At 66.6% G+C, this 10,663-nt stretch carries 11 protein-coding genes and 1 pseudogene; 4 read left to right on the forward strand and 8 right to left on the reverse strand.

The window, feature by feature from the left end; translation table 11 throughout:
• From RTN46_RS11790 to hemE, 6 genes and pseudogenes are all read right to left on the reverse strand, one after another.
• Nucleotides 1–183, reverse strand: a pseudogene (locus RTN46_RS11790) (hypothetical protein); the annotation flags it as partial.
• 22 nt (nt 184–205) lie between these two features.
• Nucleotides 206–1,159 carry a hydroxymethylbilane synthase gene (gene hemC / locus RTN46_RS11795; RefSeq protein ID WP_312181595.1) on the reverse strand — a complete coding sequence of 318 codons (954 nt, stop codon included), beginning with the start codon at nt 1,157–1,159 and terminating at the stop codon, nt 206–208.
• Nucleotides 1,159–2,355, reverse strand: coding sequence for a ferrochelatase (locus RTN46_RS11800; protein ID WP_396157688.1), 1,197 nt, complete (start codon nt 2,353–2,355; stop codon nt 1,159–1,161). Before RTN46_RS11800 ends, hemC begins: the two co-directional genes overlap by 1 nt.
• A complete protein-coding gene (hemQ, locus tag RTN46_RS11805; RefSeq protein ID WP_312181597.1) occupies nt 2,352–3,056 on the reverse strand; it encodes a hydrogen peroxide-dependent heme synthase in 705 nt (234 codons plus the stop codon). The genes RTN46_RS11800 and hemQ overlap by 4 nt, the downstream gene beginning before the upstream one ends.
• 77 nt (nt 3,057–3,133) lie before the next feature.
• Nucleotides 3,134–4,582, reverse strand: a complete 1,449-nt coding sequence (hemG, locus tag RTN46_RS11810) for a protoporphyrinogen oxidase (RefSeq protein ID WP_312181598.1) — start codon at nt 4,580–4,582, stop codon at nt 3,134–3,136.
• Between the two features lie 2 nt (nt 4,583–4,584).
• A complete protein-coding gene (gene hemE / locus RTN46_RS11815) occupies nt 4,585–5,646 on the reverse strand; it encodes a uroporphyrinogen decarboxylase (protein WP_312181599.1) in 1,062 nt (353 codons plus the stop codon).
• Between the two features lie 177 nt (nt 5,647–5,823).
• Here hemE and RTN46_RS11820 point away from each other — a divergent pair, with 177 nt between their 5' ends.
• Complete coding sequence (locus RTN46_RS11820; RefSeq protein ID WP_312181600.1) at nt 5,824–7,170, forward strand: glutamyl-tRNA reductase; 1,347 nt, start codon at nt 5,824–5,826, stop codon at nt 7,168–7,170.
• A 27-nt stretch (nt 7,171–7,197) separates the two neighbouring features.
• Here RTN46_RS11820 and moeB read toward each other — a convergent pair whose 3' ends face one another.
• A complete protein-coding gene (moeB, locus tag RTN46_RS11825; RefSeq protein ID WP_312181602.1) occupies nt 7,198–8,376 on the reverse strand; it encodes a molybdopterin-synthase adenylyltransferase MoeB in 1,179 nt (392 codons plus the stop codon).
• A 151-nt stretch (nt 8,377–8,527) separates the two neighbouring features.
• Here moeB and RTN46_RS11830 point away from each other — a divergent pair, with 151 nt between their 5' ends.
• The 3 genes from RTN46_RS11830 to RTN46_RS11840 are packed head-to-tail and all read left to right on the forward strand — an operon-like array spanning nt 8,528 to nt 9,724.
• Nucleotides 8,528–9,142: a TetR/AcrR family transcriptional regulator gene (locus RTN46_RS11830; protein ID WP_312181604.1), complete on the forward strand. Its 615-nt coding sequence runs from the start codon at nt 8,528–8,530 to the stop codon at nt 9,140–9,142.
• A 46-nt stretch (nt 9,143–9,188) separates the two neighbouring features.
• A complete protein-coding gene (locus RTN46_RS11835; RefSeq protein ID WP_312181606.1) occupies nt 9,189–9,413 on the forward strand; it encodes a DUF3107 domain-containing protein in 225 nt (74 codons plus the stop codon).
• A gap of 8 nt (nt 9,414–9,421) precedes the next feature.
• The gene (locus RTN46_RS11840; protein WP_312181607.1) at nt 9,422–9,724 is read left to right on the forward strand and encodes a hypothetical protein; all 303 of its coding nucleotides are present in this window, start codon (nt 9,422–9,424) and stop codon (nt 9,722–9,724) included.
• A gap of 48 nt (nt 9,725–9,772) precedes the next feature.
• On the opposite strand, the gene RTN46_RS11845 is transcribed toward RTN46_RS11840, so the two are convergent.
• Nucleotides 9,773–10,663, reverse strand: an 891-nt coding sequence (locus RTN46_RS11845) for an SGNH/GDSL hydrolase family protein (protein WP_312181609.1), incomplete at its 5' end; no start/stop codon positions are given.

Here is a 10,663-nt window from a genome sequence, read left to right on the forward strand (position 1 = left end):
GGCCACCGGTGCGGTGTCCGCCGGCAGCTGGAAGTCGATCAGCGGGAGCAGGTGCACGCGGGCTCCGCGCGCCTGCAGTTCCGCCGTCATGGGTCCCGCGCGGTCAGGGGTGCGCAGCAGCACCACGTCCGCGCCGGAGAGAGTTTCTCCGGCTGCGGGCGGCCTGGCACGGTCCGGGGTCATCGGAGCCAGCCTCAGCTCTCCATCAAGAAGCGAGTTCCGTCAGGTCAGCGGCTCCCGCGGCGAGCAGTTCCTCCGCCATGCGGATCCCTAGGGCGCGGGCTCCGTCCTCGTCTGCCTGTGCAGTGGAGGTGTAGCGCCGAATCGTCTGGGTGCCGTCGTCGCTGCAGACCACGGCTTCGAGCGCGAGGCCCTGTTCGGTAACGCGTGCCAGTGCACCGATCGGGGCCGTGCAGCCGGCTTCGAGCCGGGCCAGCAGGGCGCGTTCAGCTGTCACTGTCAACCGGCTGGCGGTGTCGTCGTAGGCCGCCAGTGCCCGGCTAAGCGGGCCTTCGGCGGCGTCGGACGTGCGGCATTCCACGGCCAGCGCCCCCTGCCCGGGCGCGGGCAGCATGACCGACGGCTCCAGGAATTCGGACACCATGTTCAGGCGGCCCAGCCGGGAGAGCCCGGCGGCAGCCAGCACCACTGCGTCGAGGTCCCCGGGTCCGCCGTCGACCAGACCGGCCACGCGGGCCAGCCGGGTGTCCACGTTGCCGCGGATATCGACGATCTCCAGGTCCGGACGGGCGGCGCGCAGCTGGGCGGCACGCCGCGGGGAGCCGGTGCCGATTTTAGCTCCGGCCGGCAGCTGCCCCAGGGTCAGTCCATCCCGCGCGCAGAGTGCGTCACGGACATCCACCCGGGCCGGGATGGCCCCGATGGTCAGCCCGCCGGCCTCAGCCGTGGGCAGGTCCTTGAGCGAGTGCACAGCGACGTCGCAGTCGCCGCTCAGCAGGGATTCACGCAGCGCCGCCACGAACACCCCCGTGCCGCCGATCTGCGAGAGTGCGGCCCGGTTGATGTCGCCTTCGGTCTTGACCCGGACAAGCTCCACGTTGAAGCCGCCCAGCTCGGAAAGCATCTCAGCGACCGTGGTGGTCTGCGTTACAGCCAGCGCGGAGCCTCGAGTCCCGATCAGGACTGGGGAATGCGCCACTACTGCACACCCACTGTGGAATCAGCGCCCGCGATAGTCGGTTTTTCGCCGCGCAGGTTCGCGCAGCAGCCGGGACGGCAGACGTCGTACCAGGGGCCCAGCTTTGTCAGCGCCGGACGCTCGGAGATCGTGTGATCCACCGTGCGTTCGCAGACCAGGTCAACCAGGCCGGCCACAAACTTTTCGTGGATACCCGGGGTCGGGGTGCGGTGCGCGGCGAGCCCCAGGTCGGCGCAGGTCTCCATGGCTTCGGTGTCGAGGTCCCAGACGACTTCCATGTGGTCACTGACGAAGCCCAGCGGCACAATCACGACGCCGTCGACGCCCTTGGCGGGCAGCTCGGCGATGGCATCGTTGATATCCGGTTCCAGCCACGGGGTGTGCGGTGACCCGGAGCGGGACTGGTAAACAAGCTGCCAGTCCAGGCCTGCTGCTTCGGGTATCCGGTCCATGATGGCCCGGGCATTGGCCAGGTGCTGGGCAACGTAGGCGCTGCCTTCTTCGAATTCGCGGTCCCGCGGTCCGGACGCCTCGGCGTCGGCGGTGGGGATGGAGTGCGTGGCGAACAGGACTTCGATCTTCCCGTCGGCCTTGCCTGCAGCGGCCAGCTGTTCGCGGACCTTGGCGAGGGAATCCCTTACACCCTCCACAAAGGGCTCCACGAAGCCGGGGTGGTCGAAGTACTGGCGGACCTTGTCCACCTGCAGCTTTTTATCCAGTCCGGTGGCGGTGAGGTTCATGCCCAGGTCTTCGCGGTACTGCCGGCAGGAGGAATAGCTGGAGTAGACGCTGGTGGTGACCATAAGCAGGCGGCGGTAACCGGTGTCATAGGCATCCTGCAGGACGTCCTTGATGTAGGGGTCCCAGTTGCGGTTGCCCCACAGCACCGGCAGGTCGATTTCCCGGCGCTTAAGTTCGGCTTCCAGGGCAGCCTTCAGGGCGCGGTTCTGCTCGTTGATAGGGCTGATTCCGCCGTTGGCACGGTAGTGCGTGGCAACTTCCTCGAGGCGTTCGTCGGGGATACCGCGGCCGCGGGTGACGTTGCGCAGGAACGGAATGACGTCGTCCTGGCCCTCCGGGCCGCCGAAGGAAGCGAGCAGGATGGCATCGTATTTGGCCGGGGCCATCACGCCGTTTTCATCGACGCCGGCAAACGGGTCGAAACCAGCTGGGGAACCGGAGGAAGGGGAAGTCATTTAAGCACCTCTGAAACGTCGGCGGCGGCGATGCGCCGGCCGGTGTAGAACGGGATTTCTTCACGCACGTGGTTGCGTGCTTCGGTCGAGCGCAGGCGGCGCATCATGTCCACGAGGTCCACCAGTTCCGGTGCCTCCAGCGCCAGGAGCCACTCCCAGTCGCCCAGGGCAAAGGACGCAACCGTGTTGGCCAGGACCTGCGGGAACTCGCGGCCCAGCTTGCCGTGATCGCGCAGCATGGCGCCGCGTTCTTCGGGGGGCAGCAGGTACCACTCGTAGGAGCGGACGAACGGGTAGACGCAGACCCAGGTCTCGGGAGCGATGCCGCGGGAGAAGGAAGGCCAGTGGTCCTTGGAGAACTCGGCGTCGCGGTGGACACCCATGGCGGACCACACAATTTCGGTGCCGGAGAACAATTCCGTCCGGCGGATCCGGCGCACTGCGTCCTGCAGCGCCTCGGGACGGCTGCCGTGCAGCCAGATCATGATGTCTGCGTCCGCACGCATGGCCGAGACATCATAAATGCCGCGGAGGGTGACATTCCCGGTGCCCAGGTCTTTCTCCAGGGCTTCGAAGTCGCTGACGGCGTTCCCGGTCATCTCACGGGAAAGTTCGGACCGCTTGAAAACGGTCCAGAGCGTGAAGAACTGTTCTTGTGTTTCGGCTGTGACAGATGCGGTCTGACCCATGGGCTCACTCATGTCTAACAGTCTGCCGCCTGCGACAGACTTAGGCGAAATGCGAAGTTCTACGACCTGTAGAACTGCAGTTGATTTGATTATTCCACGATTTGGACGGCTTCGGCGAGGCGTGCGGAACGGGACCGGGTATCGGCCGTGACAGCGGCCAGTCCGGTTCCGGCCAGCCATGCTCCCACCACCTCCAACCCGTCGACCTCGGCCACGGCAGCGCGGACCGCGGCCACACGATCGGCGTGCCCGACGGCAGCGGAGGGCAGGGCTCCGACCCAGCGGACAACATCCCAGCCGACCACGTCGGCCTCCTCCAGCGGTGTCTGCAGCAGTGCAGAAGCATCCGCCAGGGCCGCTGCGAAGAGTTCATCGTCCGGGCGCAGGGCGGTGGCATCGATCTCCTGCCCCGCCCCTAGGCCGCGTCCGTAGGACAGGCGAAGGACGTGAGTTCCCGGACCGGTGGAGTCCGCGAGCCACTGCCATTTGGCGGTGGCGTGGGTCAAGGCCTTGGCCTGGACACCGTCAGCATCAATGGCCACGAGCACACCGGTGCCGCGCGGCATCGCGTCAAGTTCCGGCCGGTCCACGACCAGGGTCACCAGGGCCACTCCCGGACCCGGGCCGGGGCGGTAGGCGGCCAGTTCCGGCACCGCTTTCGCCAGCAGGTCGACGGCGGCAGGCCCGTCGGTCGCCACCACCACGGCGTCGGCGTCCAGGACAGCGTCCGGCACGGCGATGCGGAAACCCGCCGCGGTCCGTTCGATACCTTCGGCCGGTGTCCCCGTCAGCAGTTTCACGCCACGGGCCGCCAGGTCGGCGGTGAGCGCCTGGGTGAGCGTGCCCATTCCGCCGCGCAGCGAGGCAACGGTGGAACCCGCAGGCGCGGCTTTGCGCATAGCGCCGACGGCAGCCGAAAGCGACCCATGCTCGGCCATCGCCTTGCGCAGCCCCGGCGCCACGGAGTCGACGTCGAGCACATCGGGATCCGCGGAGTAGACGCCGCCGGCCACCGGTGCGACCAGCCGCTTCAGCACGGCGTCGCCCATCCGGGTCCGCACCACTTCGCCCAGGCTCAACTTGTCCTTGCGGAGCAGCGGAGCAACGGGCAGCACGCGGTCCAGCGCGGCACGGGCCACTCCGACCCGGCCGATTGCCTTGACGATTTCCTCGGAGCGGGGATCCGCCGGGATACCCAGCAGCCCGGTCTGCGGCATCCGCTGGGCGGACTGCGCCAGATCCGGACCGCCAAGCTGCAGCCACGCGCCGCCGGGATGCGGCTGGACAATGTTCCCGGCCAGCCCGAGCTCCCCGATCAGCTCAGGTACCGCCGGGGACCGGGTGGCGTAGGACTCAGCACCGCTGTCCAGGCTCAGCCCTGCCACCTGGTGGCTGCCGACACACCCGCCGAACCCGTCCCCTGCTTCCAGCACGGTGACGTCCAGGCCCTTGATGGCCAGGTCACGGGCGGCAATAAGCCCTGAAATCCCACCGCCGATGACGACGGCGCTGCGCGGAGTGGACGCGACGGCAGCCATTGCTACGGCTCCACGGAGTGGATAAGTTCCACCACCCGGGTCAGCACCTCCGGGTCAGTGTCCGGCGGCACCCCGTGCCCGAGGTTCACCACATGGCCCGGCGCTGACGCTCCGGCCGCGAGCACGCTGCGCACATGCGCCTCCAATACCGGCCACGGGGCGGAGAGCAGGGCCGGGTCGATGTTCCCCTGCAGCGGGACGCTGCCGCCCAGCCGGCGGTTGGCTTCATCAAGCGGGAGGCGGTAGTCAACACCAACGACGTCGACGCCGACGTCCCGCATCGCAACCAGGAGCTCGGAGGTTCCGGTGCCGAAATGCACCAGCGGGGCACCGAGGCCGCGGACGTGATCCAGGGCGCGGGCGGACGCCGGAGCGACGTGCGCGGTGTAGTCGGCCAGGCTGAGGGAGCCGGCCCAGGAATCGAAGAGCTGGCCGGCGCTGGCACCGGCTTCGAGCTGCGCGCGAAGGAACATTCCGGAGGCATCCGCTGCCCAGTCGGTCAGCGCCTTCCAGGTCTCCGGGTCGCCGTGCATCATGGTCCGCGGGCCAAGATGGTCGCGGGACGGCCGGCCTTCCACCATGTAAGCGGCCAGGGTGAACGGTGCACCGGCAAAACCGATCAGCGGAGTCTTTCCCAGCTGGGCCACCGTCAGCCGGACAGCTTCGCGGATCGGTTCCAGCGCTTCGTCCGTCAGCTCAGGCAGGGCCGCGACGTCGGCGGCAGTACGAATGGGCGAGCCAAGCACAGGACCGACGCCGGGGACGATGTCAACGTCCACACCCGCCAGCTTCAGCGGGATGACAATGTCCGAGAAGAAGATGCCCGCATCAACGTCATGCCGGCGAACCGGCTGCAGCGTGATTTCGGAAGCCATCTCGGGCAGCAGGCAGGATTCCAGCATGCCGGTGCCAACGCGCAGCTTCCGGTACTCGGGAAGCGAGCGTCCGGCCTGGCGCATGAACCAGACGGGGCGCCGGGACGGAGTTCCGCCCCGGTACGCGGTGATGAGCGGTGAATCGGCCGTGCGGCCATCCATGAGCGGATGAGTGGCGCTGAGAGTCATGCCTTGATTCTCCCCAAATTTCGCGCGGAAGGATAACCGGGGCCCGGCGGCGATGATCGGCGGGGTGCTCCCCTATGCCGTTTCTGCTGATGTCAACGCCGATTGCGTCCCAAATCACCCTCGATTAGAGCCTCCGATGCCACCGAACACGGTTTGGATGGCTACTATTAAGCCACTGTGGTACTTCTTTCCCTCATCGCGACACACTCTGACGTCGACCTGGAAACCGTTGCCCGGCTCAGCGCCGGGGCGCCCAAGGTCCCTTCTTCGCTGCTGGAAAACGGCCCGGCTGTTTCCGGTGCGGTAGTCCTGGCCACCTGTAACCGGCTCGAGGTGTACTGCGAAGCCCGTTCCGAAGCGGACCTCGAGGCAGCCCGGTCGGCCGCGATTGCCGAAATCAGCCGGCATTCAGGACTGGATGAAGACCTGGTGTCCCGCTCCTTCACCACCAATACGGGCCCGGACGTAGCTAAGCACCTGTTCGCCGTCGGCGCCGGACTGGACTCCGCCGTCGTTGGGGAACGCGAAATCGCCGGCCAGGTCCGCCGCGCCCTGATCGATGCCCAGGAACAGGGGACCGCCAGCGGAACCCTGACCCGGCTCTTCCAGACCGCTTCCCGCACAGCCAAGGACGTTGGTGCGCTGACCACACTGGGCCAGCGGGGCCTGTCCATCGTCTCCGTGGCCCTTGAACTTGCCACCGACCTTTCCGAAGACATCGACTGGCGCAACAAGGCCGTCGTCGTCTTCGGCACGGGCGCCTATGCCGGAGCCACAATGGCCCTGCTCAAAGAGCGCGGCTGCACCGATATCTCCGTATATTCCTCCTCGGGGCGCGCCGAATCCTTCACTGCTTCACGCAGCGGAACCGCGCTGGACGCCAACACCCTCGGTGCGGCAGTGGCCCGCGCCGACGTCGTGATCGGCTGCTCCGGCACCGAAAACCAGGTCAGCGCCGAAGACATCCGCCGGGTTCGGGCCGCATCCGACCGGCCGCTGATCATCATCGATCTGGCGCTTACGCACGACTTCGAGCCTGAGGTCCGGGAAATCGAGGGCGTTGACCTCATTACCCTCGAGTCCGTCCGCCTGGCCGCACCCACTGAGCAGGCCGAATCCCTCCAGCAGGCCAACCGGATCGTTTCAGACGCTGCTGCAGCCTTCTCTGAAGCGCAGCTCAGCCGCGAACTCGATTCCGCGATTGTGGCCCTGCGCCGCCACACGCTCAGCGTGCTGGACAAGGAACTGGAAAAGGTGCGGGCCCAGCACGGCTGTACCGGAGCCGGCGAGGAAGTCGAATTCGCCATGCGCCGGATGGTCAAGGCCCTGCTCCATGTTCCGGCCGTCCGTGCCCGCGAGCTGGCTGCCAGCGGCCAGCAGGACGACTACATCCGCGGCCTCGAAGCCATCTACGGCATCACTGTCGACAAGTCTGCACAGAAGCCGCTCAGCACCCTGGCGCCGAGCACCTCGGCAGTCCCCGAGGCCGACGAGCAGGACGCCGACCGCAGCCAGTCCGCCTAGGACTCCCTCTCAGCTCAGTAGACCCGCTCAGTAGGCGGGCTTGTGCGGCTCCACCTCGCGCACCCAGTCCAGGACCCCACCGCTGACGTTATAGGCGTGTTCGTGTCCCCTGTCCCGCAGGTAGGCTGTCACCTCAGCCGAACGTCCGCCGGATTTGCAGTGCACGTACACGGTGCGCCCCGGATCCGGAACAACAGTGCCGGAGAGAATCCGGGCCCGCGGAACCAGGTCCGCGCCGTCGATGCTTACAATTTCGTGCTCCCCGGGCTCCCGCACGTCCAGCAGATCGAAGTCGGCGCGGCCCGCCGCACGGTCGGCAAGCAGCCGGGCAAGCTCCGCGACGCCGATGCTGGGAACGGCTGCGGGCTCGCCGTCCGGAGCCAGCCCGCAGAAGGACTGGTAGTCGATGAGCTCCGTCACCGGTGCGCGCTCCGGGTCGGGCCGCAGCCCCACTTCCCGCCAGCTCATGTCCAGCGCGTTGAAGACGAGGAGGCGGCCCAGGAGCGGGCGCCCCGTACCAGTGATCAGCTTGATCGCCTCGTTGACCATAACTGACCCGATTTGGGCGCAGAGGATCCCCAGGACCCCGCCCTCCGCGCAGGAGGGCACGGCTCCCGGCTCGGGCGGCTCCGGGTAGAGGTCCCGGTAAGTCGGACCGTAGGCACCCCAGAAAACGCTGATCTGCCCGTCGAAGCGCAGGATGGAGCCCCACACGTACGGTTTCCCCAGGATCTCAGCCGCATCGTTGACCAGGTAACGGGTCGCGAAGTTGTCCGTCCCGTCCAGGATGAGGTCATAACCGGCGAAGATCTCCAGGACATTGCCCGCATCCAGATGGACTTCATGCAGCTCCACGTCCACGAGCGGGTTTAACGCCAGCACGCTGTCCCGGGCTGACTCCGCCTTGGAACGCCCAACGTCATCAACGCCGTGGATGACCTGGCGCTGGAGATTGGAAACCTCCACGGTGTCCTCGTCCACAATGCCCAGGGTTCCCACACCAGCCGCGGCCAGGTAGAGCAGCGCCGGTGAACCCAGGCCGCCGGCACCGATCACCAGCACCCTGGCGTTCTTCAGCCGCAGCTGGGCCGTGGTCCCGAATCCGGGCAGGATAAGGTGCCTTGAATAGCGTTCCTTCTCGTCGCGGGTCAGTTCCGGGGCCGGGCGGACCAGCGGGGGTAGCTGCGCGGCCGGGTCAGTGCTCATGGCTTCCAATCTATGCCCCCGGCCGTCTCTATTTCGAGAGCTGCGCCACAGCGGGCGCGGGGTTCGCTTCCCACGGGGTTACCCACGGGTAAACTGTTGTTCCACTGCGCCGGGTCTGGGACCCGGGAAATTCTGAGAGGTCAGTACACACGTGAGCAACCAGCCCGCCGGCAAATCTACGCGGCTCCCCCGGGAAGAACGCCGCAGGCAGCTGATGCAGGCAGCGCAGGAAGTTTTTGTCAGCCACGGTTTCCACGGTGCCGCCATGGATGAAATCGCTGACACTGCCCAGGTCAGCAAGCCGGTGCTGTATCAGCATTTCCCCGGCAAGCGCGAGCTTTACCTCGCCCTGCTGGACGATCACCTCGGAACCCTGACGCAGTTCCTGCAGGCCGCCCTGACTTCCACGACTGATAACAAGCTCCGCGTCCGCGAAACCATGCGGGCCTACTTCCGTTTTGTGGCCCAGGACAGCCAAGGCCACCGGCTGGTCTTCGAATCGGATCTGACCAGCGACGACGAGGTCAGTTCCCGGATCGAGGAATTCAATGCTCGCTTCGCCAGCGATATCGCCGATGTGATCGCCGAAGACACAAAACTCTCCCATATCGAGGCAACTCTCCTGGGCCGGGCGATGGCGGGAATGGCACAGGTCAGCGCCCGGTACTGGCTGGAGACCGCCGGCGATCTGGACATTGATGCTGCCAGCGAGCTGGTCTACCGTTTAGCTTGGCGCGGAATCAGCCGATTCCCCAAGGAAATCTAGAGTAGATTTCATTCCACTGAGTTTCATTTAAACAGGAGGCACCACGGTGGAAGTAAAGATCGGTATCCAGAATGTCGGACGAGAGATCGTGTTCGAGTCCGGGCAGAACGCGGACCAGGTCGCCGACACCGTCGCCGAGGCCATCAAGGACTCAAAGGAACTGCGACTCAAGGATGAAAAGGGACGCCTCATCATCGTTCCGGCCGGTGTCATCGGTTACGTCGAAATTGGCGCTGAGGAAGTCCGCCGCGTCGGATTCGGCGCCCTCTAGGACGCACCATGCTGGAGTTGATGATTGCCGCCGCCGCCACGACCGCGGCCGGTTTCATCATTTGGGGTGCCGACCGGCGAAGAAAGCGCTACGGCATTCTCCTGCTGCCGGGGATCTCCCTGGCGGCAGGGCTCCTGGCTTGGATCATCCTGCAGTTTTCCGGAGCCGGCGCCAGCATCGACTATTCCTGGCTGACATGGTCTGTTCCGGTGATCGCCGGCCCGGCTGCAGCCGTTGCTGCCGCACTGATCCTGGTCCCCCGGCGAACTGCCCGGGATAACGCCGAGCTGGACCGCATCCTGAAGCTCTAGCAGCCCGGACAGCGGCGCCGGATTCCCGGTGGCCAGGATTCCCGTTTCTCAGTTGGCCAGGACTGCCTTGAGTTCCCGCGCGAATATTGGCGCCGCGGCGTCGTGCCCGGCCTTGCCCAAGTGCACGCCGTCAGCAAGTTTTGAAGTCAGTGAATACCGGGTCCACCAGTCCCGCACGCTGAGGAATTCCAGTCCCTGCTCAGCGGCCACCCGGCCCATCAGGTCATCAATTTCGGCCCGCCGTCCGCTGCCGGCACCCATCACGCCCACCACCACAATCCGGGTCTGGGGGTAGGTTCGCTGGACTTCGCGGATCAGCTGGATGGCGTTGTGCCGGATCTGCTGGTTGTTGGCCCCGTAGGCATCGTTTCCGCCACCTTGGAGGATAACGAGTCCCGGTTTTCCCCACGGCAGCAGCCATTCCTCCCCCTCCAGGGCCTCCGGGTAGCTGTCGATGCTGCCGTTGCCGCGGGTGTAGCCCGTTCCTCCGGCTCCAAGAATCACCGGTTTGAACCCGAGGGACGTCAGCCCCTTCCCAACCCAGGTGTCCGTGCCGGCCTGCGAGTCGCCGATGACGACGGCTGATTGCTCCACCGCGGGGTCGTAGGCCATGACTCGGCCAAGGCGGGGAACGAACATAAGCGAGCCCTTCTGGAAGTCCGTCCGGTAGTCCCCTCCGAACCGGTACTCGGAAGAGGTCGGCCAGCCAAGCTGGGCACGTCCTGCCTGCCATCGGGTGAACACTTCGGTGCGCAGGGCCCGGGGCCCCGAGGCCGCCGACCACACCACTGTTTCCGCACCGTGTGGCCAGGCGCAGCCCGGCCCGGGGAGGGAACAGTCCGGATCAGCTGTTGGCTCTGCCAGCGGGCGCCCGGCGTCCTCGCGAAGTTCGGCAAAGCGTCCCATCGCGGACCAGGCCGCGGCCGGCACGCCGGCGGG

Source organism: Arthrobacter sp. (assembly GCF_031988865.1).
GTDB lineage: Bacteria > Actinomycetota > Actinomycetes > Actinomycetales > Micrococcaceae > Arthrobacter_B.